Below are 13,200 nucleotides of genomic sequence, written 5' to 3'. Positions count from 1 at the left end.
GCGGGGAGGAGCAGGTCATGGACACCCGCACACTCGGACAGCAGGGCCTCACCGTCTCGGCCGAGGGGCTGGGCTGCATGGGCATGAGCGCCTTCTACGGCGCCTTCGACGACGCCGAGTCGACCGCGACCCTGCACCGCGCCCTGGACCTGGGCGTCACCTTCCTCGACACCGCCGACGTCTACGGCCCGTGGACCAACGAGCGGCTGCTCGCCGGCGTCCTGGCCACCCGCCGCGACGAGGTCGTGCTGGCCACCAAGTTCGGTAACGAGCTCGACGACAGCGGCACGCGCACCGGCCGGGTCAACGGCCGCCCCGACTACATCAGGAAGTCCGTCGACGGCTCCCTGCAGCGCCTGGGCACCGACGTCATCGACCTCTACTACCAGCACCGGGTCGACCCGGACACCCCCGTCGAGGAGACCTTCGGGGCCCTCGGCGAGCTCGTCGCCGAGGGCAAGGTGCGGTACCTGGGCATCAGCGAGGCCGCGCCGGAGAGCATCCGCCGGGCCCACGCCACGCAGCCGCTGACCGCCGTCCAGACCGAGTGGTCGCTGTTCACCCGGGACGTCGAGGACAACGGCGTGCTGGCCACCGTCCGCGAGCTGGGCATCGGGTTCGTGCCCTACTCGCCGCTGGGCCGCGGTTTCCTGTCCGGGAAGATCCGCACGGTCGACGACTTCGCCGAGGACGACTTCCGGCGCACCTCGCCCCGCTTCCAGGGCGAGAACTTCGCCCGCAACCTCGAGGTCCTCGACCGGGTCGTGGCGATCGCGCAGGACAAGGGCGTCACCCCCAGCCAGCTCGCCCTGGCCTGGGTGCTCGCCCAGGGCCCGGACGTCGTGCCCATCCCCGGCACCCGGCACATCCCCAACCTCGAGGAGAACGTCGCCGCCGTCGACGTCACGCTGACCGCCGACGAGCTGGCCTCGATCGAGGCCGCCGCGCCCGTGGGGGTCGCCGCCGGCGAGCGGTACGCCCCGAAGGGCATGCGCTGGCTGCACAACTGACCGGGGCGAGGTGGCCGGCACACCCGACCTGCCCTGCTGACGGACGGCGACGCGCCCAGCGCCGCCGCTGAGGCGGCGTCTCCCGCCTCCGAGTGATGAGGAGGGAGCGACGAGTGACCGATCCGGGCAACTTCTGCACGCGGACGTCACAGGTGCTTAACCTCCCGGCATGGGGCCGACGACGTTGTCCCGGCGACGAGGTCGCCCGGGAGTGCCGGACGCCGTCCTCACGGCCGCGGGGTGGACCGTCGGTGGTGTCGCCACCGTGTACCTCCTGCTCGACCCGCGAGTGCCCCTCGGTCACCCGGGCCCCTCCCTGCACCTGGTCCTGGACACGGTCGACTCCTGCATCGCGCTGCTGGCAGCCGTCCTCGTGCACGGGCGGGTGGTCCGCGGCGGGAGGTCCCGGGACCTGCTGCTGGCCCAGGGTCTGCTCCTGCTGGCGCTGGCCGGGTCAGGGCTCTCGTACGTGGTCGGACTGCTCAGCGGCGAAGGCGACGAGTCCGTCGGCAGCTGGTTGCCCCTGACGGTGCGGCTGCTGGGGGCACTAGTGATCGTCGCCGCAGCACTGGCCGGGGTCCGGCCGGGCAGGCAGCGGGCGGGCCGGCCCTCGGCGGTCCTGCTCCCCTTCGCCGCCGTCGCCCTCGTGTCGGTCGCCTTCGCCGCGCTGCGGCCCCACCTGCCGCCGGCCGTCGGGGTGTCGGGCGGCGCAGGTGCCGGGCTGTCCGACCACCCCGCAGTGGTCACCGCCCTCGCCGTGTCAGCGTCGTGTTTCGCCGTCGCGTCCGTGGCCTTCACCGTCCAGAGCGCACACCAGGACGACCCGCTCCTGCGCTGGCTCGGTCCCGCGTTCGCCCTGGCCGCGTTCTCCCGGGTGCACTACCTGATCGCCCCCACCTCGGACACCGGCTGGTCGTACAGCGGCGACGTGCTGCGTACCGGTTGCTACCTGCTGCTCCTGGTCGGAGCGGTCGGCGAACTCCGGCAGTTCTGGCGCGCCCAACCTCGCCAGGCCGTACTGGGCGACCGTCGTCGCCTCGCCCGAGAGCTCCACGACGGTGTCATCCAGGAACTGGCCTACATCCGCTCGGAGGCCCATGCCATCCCTGCCGGCATGACCCGGGACCTGATCCTGAGCTCCTGTGACCGCGCACTCGACGAGGCGCGGACAGCCGTCCACGCGCTCGGGCAGCACAGCGACGAGGCGCTGGCGGCCGCGCTGCACCGGGTCGGGGCCGAGCTGGCGGCCCGCTACCGGCTGCCCGTCGACGTGCGGGCGGACGACTCGGTGCACGCCGGGACCGAGCAGCGCCACGCACTGCTGCGGATCACGCGGGAGGCCGTCTCGAACGCGGTGCGGCACGGCGCCCCGGCACGGATCCGCATCCGAGCCCACCACGACGGGGCGGTGCGGATGCTGGCCGTCGAGGACGACGGTCGCGGGTTCACGCCTCAAGCGCTGCCCGTGGCACGCGCCGGGTACGGGCTGATCAGCATGCGCGAGCGCGCCACGGCGCTGCCGGGCAGCCTGGAGGTCCGGTCCGAGCCGGGCGGAGGAGCCGTGGTGGTGGTGCGGTGGTGATCGACGAGCCGGTGCGCGTGGTGATCGCCGACGACCATGCACGCCTCCGTGCGCGGGTACGAGCGGCGCTCGAGGCCGGCGGGTGCCTGGTCTGCGGTGAGGCGGCCACGGCCGAGGAGGCGGTCGCCCTCGCCGTGGAGCTCGAACCGGACGTCGTCCTGCTCGACGTCCACATGCCCGGCAGCGGCATCCAGGCCGCGCGGCAGGTCAGCCGCCGCCTGCCGCAGACCGCCGTGGTCATGCTCACCCGCTCCGAGGACGACGACGACCTCTTCGACTCCCTCCGCGCCGGCGCGGCGGGCTACCTGCTCAAGGGCACCGACCCAGCGGAGCTGCCTGCTGCGCTGCGCTCGGTCCTCGCCGGCGAGGCGGCCATGCCCGGCGCCCTGGTCAGCCGGGTGCTCGCCGAGTTCCGCGCGCCGGCACGACGGCGTTTCTCACGCCGGTCCGCCGCCGCCGGCAAGCTCAGCGACCGGGAGTGGGAGGTGATGGAGCTGCTCGGGCAGGGGCTGCCCACCGACGAGGTGGCGAGGCGGTTGTTCGTCTCACCGACCACGGTCCGCGTGCACGTCTCGGCGGTCCTCCGCAAGCTCCGGGTGACCGACCGGGACAGCGCCTTCGCCGTCCTCCGGGACGACTGACGCCGCACCAGCGCGGTCCCGGTCGGCCGATGCCCCCGCGCGCCCCTCCGTCGACCGGCGTGAGCCCGCTGCGGCCGAGGAGGTACGGGCCGGCACGCGTGGACGGAGCCGGCCACCGGATCGACGACGGCGGCGGGGATGGCCCGGGACGCTCGCCTGGACCCTCCCCGCCGCTCGGCGTCCGACCGTCAGGCGACGCAGCCCCCCAGGGCGATGGTCGAGTCGATGGCCTTGATCTGCCCCTGGACGTCACCCAGTTCCGCCTGGAGTCCCTTCACCACCGCGGTCTGCGCGGCGATGGCCTCCTTGTTGGCCTTGCGGTCGGCCTTCAGGCCTTTCAGCGTGTCCTGCGCGCTGACGACCTGGCCGTCCAGGGTCGTGAGCTGCGCCTGCAGACTCCTGAGCTGCAGCTCCGTGCCGCTGACGGTGCCGTTGAGCTGGTCGAGCTCGGCCAGCAGCGGCGCGACCTGCTGCTGCAGGGCCAGGACCTCCGCCTCCTCGGCGGCGATCTGGCCGTTGAGGGTCTTGAGCCGGGAGACCTGCTCGTCGAGCTGGCCGTTCAGGGCGGCCAGGTCGGCCTGCGAGGTCGCCACCGCCTGGTTCGCGCGGTCCAGCGCCGCCTGGGCCGTGTTCACGTTCGCCTGCGCGGTCGCCAGGTCCACCTTCTTCGCCTCCACCGCGGCGTTCGCGGTGTTCAACGCGGCCTGAGCGCCGACGAGGGCCGTCTGGTACTTGCCGAGCAACGCCTTCTGCTCGGCCAGCTTCGTCCTGATTGCATCGAGCCCCGTCCTGGCGGTCGCCAGCTGGGCCTCGAGTCCCCCGACGACCTTCTGCTGCGCGACCACCCTGACGTTGGCCGTGTCGACCGCCGACTGCAGCGCCGGCAGCTGGTTCTTGAGGGCCGCGATCTGGCTCGTCCTGGTGGTGAGGGCGGAGTTGGCGTCCGTCACGGCCTTCTGCAACGCAGGGACCTGGCTCTGCAGAGAAGTGACCTCCCCCTGCTTGCTGGTGACCGCCGTGCCGGCCGAGTCCAGCGCGGCCTGCAGCTGAGCGGCCTGGACCTGCAGGGCGCTGCTCTGCTGCTGCTTGGTCACCAGTGCGGCGTTGAGCGCGGTCACCTGCTCCTGCAGCTTCGTGAGGTCGCTCTGCAGACTGGTGATCTGCCCGTTCTTGGTGGTGATCTGGCCGGTGAGCGCGTTGAGCTGGACGACCTTGGCGTCCCGGTCCGCGATGAGTGCCTGCCTCTTGGCGCCGTTGCCCCTCGTGTCGGCGATCTGGGCGTTCAGATCGGCGATCTGCTTGTCCAGGGCCGACTTGTCCGCCTGCAGCGTGGCGAGTTCGCCCTGGGCCTTGGTGAGCTCTGCCTGCTTGGCGGTGACGGCCGCTCGCGCGGTGGCGAGCTGCGCGCCCAGCGCAGCGATCTGGTCCTGCATCGCGGCGGTCTGCGTGGTGTTGGCGGCGACCGCGGCCGCGGCCTGGTCGGCGGCGGCCTGGAGCGCGCCGAGCTCGCGCTGGGCCGTGGTGACGGCGGCCTGCCGGTTCGCCAGGGCCGTGGCGGCCCCGGCTGCGTCGGCCTCCAGGCCGGCCAGCGCGTTCTCCGCCGAGGCGATGGCTGCCTGCTGGTCGGCCAGAGCCTGGTCAGCTGCCGCCGCCTCGGCCCGCAGCCTGGTCAGCTGGGTCGCGGCGGCGTCCACCTCGGCCTGAGCGGCGTCGATGGCGGCCTGCGCGGCGGTGCCGTCGGCCTCCAGCTGCTCCAGCGCGGTCTGTGCGGCGGTGACCGCCGTGGCCGCCGCGTCCAGCGCGTCCGCAGCGGCCGCGGCGGCCTCCTGACGACGGTCCAGCTCCTCGGCAGCCTCCGCTCGCGCCTCCTCCGCCGCGGTCCGGGCGGCATCGGCCGCCTTCGCCGTGGTCTGCAGCGCCGTGAGCTGCTCGTCGGCGGTGGCGATCAGCGCCTTGGTGGCGTCGACCTCGGACGCCGCCTTCTCGGCCTGCTCGACGAGAGCGGCACGGGCGTCCGTCGCTTCCGCCATCCGCGCCTGCAGGGGAGCCAGCTGGCCCTCGACCGCGGACTGCTGGGCCTCCAGGTCGGCGAGCGCCTTCTCGGCCGCCGCCACGGCTGCCTCCTCGACGCCCTGCCGCTCCCGGAGGTCCGCGAGCTCCTTCTCGGCCGCCGAGACGTCGCTGTCGAGCTGCGCACCGTGCGCCTGCAGGCTGGACAGCTCCTCGTCAGCGCGGGCGATCTCCGCGCCCAGTGCGTCCGCCTGGGCCTGCAGGGCCGTCCGCTCGCTCGTCAGCTGGGTGATCGTGGCGGCGTTCTTGCGGGCCGCCGCCTTGAGGAGGTTCTCCTGCACCATGCCGCGGTGGGCCAGCTGGTTGACCACGCCGTTGCAGACGCCGCTGGTGGCGGGGTCCGCGGCCAGCGCGGGGCCGGCGAAGCCCACCCCGCCCACCACGGCGGTGAGGGCCAGCCCGACAGCCATCCGCCGCGGAGCGCGACGGAAGGCGGCGAACGGTGTGCCGACAGGTGAAGGTGCGGAAGACATGTGGGCGGATCCTCGCTGACAGCCGACCCCCGTTGGGTCACGCGACAGCAGGACCGTAGGAGCCGACCGGCCGCATGGACCGCGACGCCGGCGTTCAAATGGCTAAACGCCCCGCTGAACACAGCCAAGTGGTCGGAGAGCCAAGACGCCACGCAGTCAGTTGCTCACGGCAGGTGACCCAGTGGACGATTCAGCCCGCCAGGCGGGTGGCGGCGGCGGCGATGCGCTCGTCGCTGGCGGTGAGCGCCATCCGGACGTGCCGAGCGCCGGCGGGGCCGTAGAAGCTGCCCGGGGCGGCGACGATGCCCAGCCCGGCGAGCCAGTCGATCGTCGTCCAGCAGTCCTCGTCGCGGGTCACCCACAGGTAGAGCCCGGCCTCGGAGTGGTCGATCCGGGCTCCGGCGGCGCGCACCGCCGCGGCCAGCCGGTCTCGGCGGGCGCGGTAGCGCTCGCGCTGGACGGCGACGTGCTCGTCGTCGGCCAGCGCCGCGGCCATCGCCGCCTGCACGGGGGTCGGCACCAGCAGGCCCAGGTGCCGGCGGGTCTCCCAGACACGGCGGACCAGCGCCGGGTCGCCCGACAGCAGCCCGGCCCGGTAGCCGGCCGCGGTCGACTGCTTGGACAGCGAGTGCACCGCCAGCAGACCGGCGTGGTCGGCGCCGGCGATCGCCGGGTGCAGGACCGAGCGCGGCTGGACGTCCCAGCCCAGCTCGACGTAGCACTCGTCGGCGACGACCGGGACGTCGTGCGTGCGCCCCCAGGTGACCCAGGCGCGCAGCTGGTCGTCGGTGAGCACCCGGCCGTGCGGGTTGCCCGGGGAGTTCAGCCACACCAGGACGGCGTCGCCCGGTGTCTCCGGCGGGGTGTCGGTGCGCAGCACGGACAGGCCCGCGACGACCGCCCCCACCTCGTAGGTCGGGTAGGCGACCTCGGGGATCAGCACGGTGCCGCTGCCGGACAGCCCCAGCAGCGTCGGCAGCAGGGCCACCAGCTCCTTGGACCCCACCGTCGGGATCACCGACGGGTCGGCGCCGAACGGGTCGGCGAGCTCGACCCCGAGGCGGCGGGAGAGCCACCCCGCGGCGGCCCGGCGCACGTCGGCGGTGCCGAGCGCGGTCGGGTACCCCGGGGCGTCGCCCGCCGCGGCCAGCGCCGCACCGAGCAGCGGCGGGGTCGGGTCGACCGGCGTGCCGATCGACAGGTCGACCACACCGCCGTCGTGCTCAGCAGCGCGGGCGCGGGCTGCGGCGAGCGAGTCCCAGGGGAAGTCCGGCAGCCGGACCGCGCTCAGTGCCCCTCACCCTGCGGCGGGAGGGCGGCGACCAGCGGGTGGTCCTTGTCGATCTTGCCGGTCTTGGCCGCGCCGCCGGGGCTGCCCAGGTCGGAGAAGAACTCCACGTTGGCGTTGTAGAAGTCCTTCCACTTGTCCGGGACGTCGTCCTCGTAGTAGATGGCCTCCACCGGGCAGACCGGCTCGCAGGCACCGCAGTCGACGCACTCGTCGGGGTGGATGTAGAGCATCCGGTCGCCCTCGTAGATGCAGTCCACCGGACACTCGTCGATGCACGCCTTGTCGAGGACGTCGACGCAGGCCTGGGTGATGACGTAGGTCACGGGGTTCCTCCGAGTGCGTGTTCCCTGGCCGGCCAGGGGTGCGATCGAACGCGTCAAGTATCACCCGGCACCCCTCGCGCGGGCGCGACGGGTGGGCAGGACCCGCTGCAGCGGCGTCCGGGGCGGGGACGCAGGATCTCCGCATGGGACAGGCACGGTCACCACTGGGCGTCGCGGACCTGCAGCGGGTCGCGGCGCGGGGCTGGCGGGCGCTGGAGGAGGAGCGGCTGGGCGACTGGCTGCTGCGCGCCGCGGGTGGCTTCACCGGCCGGGCCAACTCCGCGCTGGTGGTGGGGTCCCCCGGCCTGCCGCCGGCCGAGGCCGTGGCCGCCGTGGCCCGCTGGTACGCCGACCGCGGCCTGACCCCGTGGGCGATGCTGCCCGGCGTCCAGGCGCGGCCGGCCGACGCCGCGTTCGCCGCCGCCGGCTGGCAGCGCGGGGACACCGTGCTGGTGCTCACCGCGCCGCTCGGCCCGGTCCCCGTGGTCGCCGTCCCGGTGGAGCTCTCCCCCAGCCCGGACGACGCCTGGCTGGCCGCGTACGCCGACGGCCGGGTGCTGCCACCGGCGGCCCGGCAGGTGCTCACCTCCGCCGAGACCGTCGTCTTCGCCGCCGTCCGGGACGCCGGGGGTGCGCCGGTGGCGGTGGGCCGCGGGGTGCTCACCGACGGCTGGCTGGGCGTCAGCGCGGTGTCGGTCGACCCGGCGCACCGCCGGCAGGGGCTGGGCACCGCGCTGCTGGACGCGCTGCGGGCCTGGGCCGTCGCGCGCGGCGGGCACTCGGTGTACCTGCAGGTGACCGAGGACAACGCCCCGGCGCGCGAGCTCTACCGCCGGGCGGGCCTCATCGAGCAGCACCGCTACTGGTACCGGCGCCTGTCCGGCTGACCGGCGGGGCGCCCAGCGCCCGGCCGACGGCGAAGGCGGCCGCGACCACCCCGACCAGCAGGAAGCCCAGGTTCACCAGCTGGGTGACCGCGTTCCCGCCGGTGATCAGCAGGTCGCCCTCCGGACGGCGGGAGCCCGCCGCCAGCGCGATCCCGAGCCAGACCAGCGCGGGCAGGACGGCGACCAGCCGCGACCCGGACAGCCGGCGGGCGGTGTCGACCAGCAGCACGTTGCCGAACACCGCGGCGACCAGCGACACCGGCACCGGCACCCCACCGACCCGCAGCGGCAGCCAGAACACCTCGACCAGCGCCAGCCAGGCCGCGACGACGACGGCGGCCAGCGCCCAGCCGGCCAGCTGCAGCGCCCTCACCCGCCGACCCCCGCCGTCCCGGCGTCGGCGTCGAGGCCGGCGAACAGGTCGTCCTCCCAGCCGTGGGCGTCGGAGCCGGAGGGGCCGCGGGTGCCGCGGACGAGCCGGTAGTGCTCGGTGGCCAGGACCTCCTGGCCCAGGCCGTTGGTCAGGGCGAAGAACGGACCGTCGACGGTGAGCTGCGTGCGGTGGGCCTGCAGCGCCGCCACCTTGGCCGCGGCGTACCGGCGGCCGTCGACCTCGGTGGTGACCACGTCGTCGGCGACGGCGAAGGGCACGTCGTCCAGCTCGCCCATCGGGGCGAAGGGCGCGTCCTCCCCCAGCGCGGTCAGCGCCTCGATGCCGCGCTGCACCACCGAGCGGGGCATGGCGTTCCAGTAGACCTTGGGCACGGTCCACGCGGGGCCCAGGTGGGGGTGCTGGGCCGGGTCGGCGGCGGCGTCGACCGCGGCCATCGCCACCCGGTGGGCCTGCACGTGGTCGGGGTGGCCGTACCCGCCGACCTCGTCGTAGGTGACCAGGACGTGCGGCCGGACCTCGCGGACGACGGCGACCGCCGCCGCCACCGCCTCGGCCGGGTCGGCCCGCCAGAAGGCGCGCGGCCGGTCGTTCGCCGGGGTGCCGATCATCCCGGAGTCGCGGTACCGCCCTGCCCCGCCGAGGAAGCGCCAGTCGGTGACGCCGAGGGCGCGCATGGCGGCGGAGAGCTCGCTGATCCGGTACCCGCCGAGCTGGTCCGCCGCATCGGCAGCCAGCTGCGCCAGCTCCGGCGGCAGGATCTCGCCCTCCTCGCCCAGCGTGCAGGTGAGCAGCGTGACCTGGGCACCCTCGGCGACGTACCGGGCCATGGTGGCCCCGTTGTTGATCGTCTCGTCGTCAGGATGGGCGTGCACGAGCAGCAGCCGGCGGGGAGCACTCACCCCGCCATTAGACCCCGCCCACCCAGGGCGACCGCAGGCCCGCCCGATGCCCACGCGAGCGCGGCGGAGGCCGGCGACGAACGGGCGCGCTGATCCCGGGACGTGACGACGACGCCGGCACGGCTGTCGGCGCCGGGCGCGGACCCGGAGGGGCCTGCCCGGCACCGACGAAGCGGCTCAACGGCGGCCGGGGACGACTCCTGACCGCGGTGTGATCCGGAGGATCACAGAACTGCAGTGCTCTCCGCGTAGTGGCAGGCGTTGAGGTGGCCGGTGCCGCGGGTCTCCAGCTTCGGGTCGACGGTCATGCACAGCTCCCGCTCGCCGTCGCTGAGGACGTTGGCGAACTTCTGGCAGCGGGTGCGGAACCGGCAGCCCGAGGGCGGGTTGGCCGGGCTGGGGACGTCGCCGGAGATGATGATCCGCTGGCGGGCGCGCTCGCGGCGCGGGTCGGGCAGCGGGATCGCCGACAGCAGCGCCTGCGTGTAGGGGTGCGCGGGGCGGTTGAACAGCTCCTCCTGGTCGGCCACCTCGATGATCCGGCCCAGGTACATGACCGCGACCCGGTCGGAGATGTGCCGCACCACCGACAGGTCGTGGGCGATGAACAGGTAGCTCAGGCCCAGCTCGTCCTTGAGGTCCTCGAGCAGGTTGATGACGCCGGCCTGGATCGAGACGTCGAGGGCCGACACGGGCTCGTCGAGCACCAGCACCTTGGGCTGCAGGGCCAGCGCGCGGGCGATGCCGATGCGCTGGCGCTGCCCGCCGGAGAACTCCGCCGGGTACCGGTTGGTGTGCTCGGGGTTGAGCCCCACGGTCTCGACCAGCTCGCGCACGCGGGCGCGCAGCTCCTTGTCGTCCTTGGTCAGCCCGTGGATGACCAGCGGCTCGGCGACGATGTCGAAGACCGGCAGCCGCGGGTTGAGCGAGGCGTAGGGGTCCTGGAACACCAGCTGGATGTCCCGGCGCAGCGGGCGCATCGCCTTGCGGTCCAGCCCGACGAGCTCCCGGCCCTGGAACTTCACCGAGCCCGCGGTGGCCGGCTGCAGGTTCAGGATGGCGCGCCCGGTGGTGGACTTGCCGCAACCGGACTCCCCGACCAGCCCGAGCACCTCACCCGGGTACAGGTCCAGGTCGACGCCGTCGACGGCCCGGACGGCGCCGACGGTGCGCTTGATCAGCCCGCCGCCCTTGATCGGGAAGTGCTTCTCCAGCCCGCGGACGGACAGGATGGGCTCGCCGCGATCGGGGGCGCCGTCGGCGGTGCGCTCGGTGGTGGGGGCGCTCATGCCCGGTCTCCGTTCGTGGGGCTCGTCGGGGAGCTGATCAGGCTGCCGGTGCCACCGGGGGTGCCGGCGGCGGGCTCGACCTGGTCGCCGGGCGGGGTCACGGGGGCGGCGGCGTCGCGGCTGCCCTCGGCGACGGCGAGGTCGGCCGGCATGGCGTCGGCGGCCAGCACCGCGTCGTCGGCGGTCTCGCTGAAGACCTCGGCGGCGTGGCCGTGGGCCCGCTCGACCTGCTCGGTGCGGATGCAGGCCGCGGTGTGGCCCGGGCCGACCTGGAAGCGGTCGGGCTCGGCCTCGTCGCACTCGGCGATGTGCAGCGGGCAGCGCGGGGCGAAGGGGCAGCCCGGCGGCATGTTCAGCAGCGAGGGCGGCGTCCCGGTGATCGGGGTGAGCCGCTCGCGGGTGGTGGAGTCCACGCGCGGCAGCGAGCCCAGCAGCCCGAGCGTGTAGGGCATCCGGGGCTCGTAGTAGATGTCCTCGACGCTGCCGATCTCCACCGGGCGGCCGGCGTACATGACCAGCACGCGGTCGGCGATGCCGGCGACGACGCCGAGGTCGTGGGTGATCATGACCATCGCGGCGCCGGTCTCGCTGAGCGCGGTCTGCAGCACCTCGAGGATCTGCGCCTGCACGGTGACGTCCAGGGCGGTGGTCGGCTCATCGGCGATGATCACCTCGGGCTGGTTCGCCATGGCGATGGCGATGACCACGCGCTGGCGCATGCCGCCGGAGAACTCGTGCGGGTAGGAGTGCACCCGCTCGCCGGCGTTGGGGATGCCGACGAGCTCCAGCAGGTCGACCGCGCGGGCCTCGGCGGCCTTCGACGACAGCGACCGGTCGTGGACCCGCAGCGTCTCCTGGATCTGCGCCCCGACCTTGTAGACCGGGTCCAGGGACGTCATCGGGTCCTGGAAGATCATCGACACGCCCTTGCCGCGGACCCGCGACAGGCTGCGGTCGCTCTGGCCCAGCAGCTCCTGGCCGCGGTACTTGACCGAACCGGTGACCCGGGCGGAGCCGGGCAGCAGGCCCATCACCGCCAGCGAGGTCACGGACTTGCCGGAGCCGGACTCGCCGACGATGCCCAGCACCTCACCGGAGCGCAGCGTGTAGTCGACACCGCGGACGGCGTGGACCAGCCCGTCCTCGGTGGGGAAACGGACGTTGAGGTCGGTCACCTGCAGCAGCGGCGCCGCGGCGTCGAAGCCGGCCAGGCTCGTGTTGCGGCCTTGCTTGCCCGGCGCGTGGCCCAGCGTCCCCGAGGAGGAGACGGCGGTGGCGCCGGAGGACCCGGGGGTCGACATGGGGGTCTCCGTCACTGTCTGGTCAGGCCCGCACGCGGCGGCCGGAGGGGTCGAAGGCATCCCGGATCCCGTCGCCGATCAGGTTGATCGACAGGACGATGACCAGCAGGGTGATGCCCGGGAAGTAGAAGAGCCAGGGGCGGGTGCTCGCGGCCTGGACGCCCTCGGAGACCAGTCGGCCCAGGGACGTCTCGTTGGCCGCGTTGACACCGAAGCCCAGGTAGGTCAGCGACGCCTCGAGGATGATCGCGTTGGCCGCGGCCAGCGTCGTCCAGACGATCAGCGAGCCCAGGGTGTTGGGGATCAGGTGCTTGAAGATGATCCGCGAGTTGGAGGCGCCCATCGCGTGGGCGGCCTCGACGTACTCCTTCTCCCGCAGCGACAGGAACTGGCTGCGCACGATGCGGGCCAGGTCCATCCAGCCGAAGAAGCCCAGGATGATGCCGACGCCCAGCGGGGTGCGGGAGCTGGGGAAGTTGCTGGCCACGACGATCAGCACGACCAGCAGCGGCACGGTGAGGATCAGGTCGACCACGCGCATGAGCACGCTGTCGATCCACTTGCCGAAGTAGCCGGCCAGGGCGCCGATCATCAGCCCGAGCGGGAACGCGATCGCGACGAAGAGCAGCACGATGAACAGCGAGCGCTGCACACCCTGCATGAGGCCGGCGAGCAGGTCGCGGCCGATCGCGTCGCTGCCGAGCAGGTAACCGCCGTTGCCCGGGGACAGCGACTGGGCGTTCTGGTCCTGCGTGGCGTAGTCCTTGCCGTCGACCAGCGGCCCGATGAAGCCGAAGACGAGCAGCAGCAGGAAGATCGCCAGGCCGGTCATGCCGACCTTGTCGTGCAGGAACCGCCGGACGATCTGCTGGCGCTGGCTGCGCGCCTTGACGCCGAACTCGCGCTCGACGCTGCCGGTCTGGGCAGAGCCCGACTGGCCCGGCGGGGTCGCCCCGGCGGTGTCGGTGGTGGCGGCGCCGGTCGTGGGTGAGGTGGTGGCCATGGTCCGTCCTAGGTGTCTGGTCGCTGAGCGGGGGCGG

At 73.8% G+C, this 13,200-nt stretch carries 12 protein-coding genes; 4 read left to right on the top strand and 8 right to left on the bottom strand.

What is annotated here, in order from left to right; genetic code table 11:
- Positions 1-17: 17 nt before the first annotated feature.
- The 3 genes from ACGBYP_RS00655 (at position 18) to ACGBYP_RS00645 (ending at position 3,233) form a co-directional block, all read left to right on the top strand.
- On the top strand, positions 18-1,010 hold the full coding sequence (locus ACGBYP_RS00655; protein WP_411581335.1) for an aldo/keto reductase: 993 nt from the start codon (positions 18-20) through the stop codon (positions 1,008-1,010).
- A gap of 265 nt (positions 1,011-1,275) precedes the next feature.
- A complete protein-coding gene (locus ACGBYP_RS00650) occupies positions 1,276-2,592 on the top strand; it encodes a sensor histidine kinase (RefSeq protein ID WP_411581334.1) in 1,317 nt (438 codons plus the stop codon).
- A complete protein-coding gene (locus tag ACGBYP_RS00645) occupies positions 2,586-3,233 on the top strand; it encodes a response regulator (protein ID WP_411581333.1) in 648 nt (215 codons plus the stop codon). Before ACGBYP_RS00650 ends, ACGBYP_RS00645 begins: the two co-directional genes overlap by 7 nt.
- Positions 3,234-3,421: 188 nt before the next feature.
- On the opposite strand, the gene ACGBYP_RS00640 is transcribed toward ACGBYP_RS00645, so the two are convergent.
- From ACGBYP_RS00640 to fdxA, 3 genes are all read right to left on the bottom strand, one after another.
- Positions 3,422-5,713, bottom strand: a complete 2,292-nt coding sequence (locus tag ACGBYP_RS00640) for a hypothetical protein (RefSeq protein WP_411581332.1) — start codon at positions 5,711-5,713, stop codon at positions 3,422-3,424.
- A 253-nt stretch (positions 5,714-5,966) separates the two neighbouring features.
- Entirely contained in the window at positions 5,967-7,052 is a 1,086-nt protein-coding gene (dapC, locus tag ACGBYP_RS00635) for a succinyldiaminopimelate transaminase (RefSeq protein WP_411582213.1), read from the bottom strand.
- An 11-nt stretch (positions 7,053-7,063) separates the two neighbouring features.
- Positions 7,064-7,390, bottom strand: coding sequence for a ferredoxin (fdxA, locus tag ACGBYP_RS00630; protein ID WP_163611556.1), 327 nt, complete (start codon positions 7,388-7,390; stop codon positions 7,064-7,066).
- A gap of 143 nt (positions 7,391-7,533) precedes the next feature.
- On the opposite strand from fdxA, the gene ACGBYP_RS00625 reads away from it, so the two are divergent.
- Complete coding sequence (locus tag ACGBYP_RS00625; protein WP_411581331.1) at positions 7,534-8,277, top strand: GNAT family N-acetyltransferase; 744 nt, start codon at positions 7,534-7,536, stop codon at positions 8,275-8,277.
- Here the strand turns inward: ACGBYP_RS00625 and ACGBYP_RS00620 are convergent.
- The 5 genes from ACGBYP_RS00620 to ACGBYP_RS00600 all read right to left on the bottom strand — a co-directional run bounded on the left by ACGBYP_RS00620 (position 8,234) and on the right by ACGBYP_RS00600 (position 13,163).
- Positions 8,234-8,650, bottom strand: a complete 417-nt coding sequence (locus ACGBYP_RS00620; RefSeq protein ID WP_411581330.1) for a hypothetical protein — start codon at positions 8,648-8,650, stop codon at positions 8,234-8,236. The genes ACGBYP_RS00625 and ACGBYP_RS00620 overlap by 44 nt on opposite strands.
- Complete coding sequence (mshB, locus tag ACGBYP_RS00615; protein WP_411581329.1) at positions 8,647-9,570, bottom strand: N-acetyl-1-D-myo-inositol-2-amino-2-deoxy-alpha-D-glucopyranoside deacetylase; 924 nt, start codon at positions 9,568-9,570, stop codon at positions 8,647-8,649. Before mshB ends, ACGBYP_RS00620 begins: the two co-directional genes overlap by 4 nt.
- A gap of 224 nt (positions 9,571-9,794) precedes the next feature.
- Positions 9,795-10,859, bottom strand: a complete 1,065-nt coding sequence (locus ACGBYP_RS00610) for an ABC transporter ATP-binding protein (RefSeq protein WP_411581328.1) — start codon at positions 10,857-10,859, stop codon at positions 9,795-9,797.
- Positions 10,856-12,160: an ABC transporter ATP-binding protein gene (locus tag ACGBYP_RS00605; RefSeq protein ID WP_411581327.1), complete on the bottom strand. Its 1,305-nt coding sequence runs from the start codon at positions 12,158-12,160 to the stop codon at positions 10,856-10,858. The genes ACGBYP_RS00610 and ACGBYP_RS00605 overlap by 4 nt, the downstream gene beginning before the upstream one ends.
- Before the next feature lie 22 nt (positions 12,161-12,182).
- A complete protein-coding gene (locus ACGBYP_RS00600; protein ID WP_411581326.1) occupies positions 12,183-13,163 on the bottom strand; it encodes an ABC transporter permease in 981 nt (326 codons plus the stop codon).
- Positions 13,164-13,200 lie beyond the last annotated feature (37 nt).

It is taken from the genome of Modestobacter sp. SSW1-42, assembly GCF_046635825.1.
Lineage (GTDB): Bacteria > Actinomycetota > Actinomycetes > Mycobacteriales > Geodermatophilaceae > Modestobacter.
This window is presented reverse-complemented; position numbering and strand designations above follow the sequence as displayed.

Excerpts from the sequence above, each read along its gene's own strand:
- ACGBYP_RS00655 (WP_411581335.1), top strand. The coding sequence starts at position 18 with ATGGACACCCGCACACTCGGACAGCAGGGCCTCACCGTCTCGGCCGAG.
- ACGBYP_RS00640 (WP_411581332.1), bottom strand. The coding sequence starts at position 5,713 with ATGGCTGTCGGGCTGGCCCTCACCGCCGTGGTGGGCGGGGTGGGCTTC.
- ACGBYP_RS00625 (WP_411581331.1), top strand. The coding sequence starts at position 7,534 with ATGGGACAGGCACGGTCACCACTGGGCGTCGCGGACCTGCAGCGGGTC.
- ACGBYP_RS00610 (WP_411581328.1), bottom strand. The coding sequence starts at position 10,859 with ATGAGCGCCCCCACCACCGAGCGCACCGCCGACGGCGCCCCCGATCGC.
- ACGBYP_RS00605 (WP_411581327.1), bottom strand. The coding sequence starts at position 12,160 with ATGTCGACCCCCGGGTCCTCCGGCGCCACCGCCGTCTCCTCCTCGGGG.
- ACGBYP_RS00600 (WP_411581326.1), bottom strand. The coding sequence starts at position 13,163 with ATGGCCACCACCTCACCCACGACCGGCGCCGCCACCACCGACACCGCC.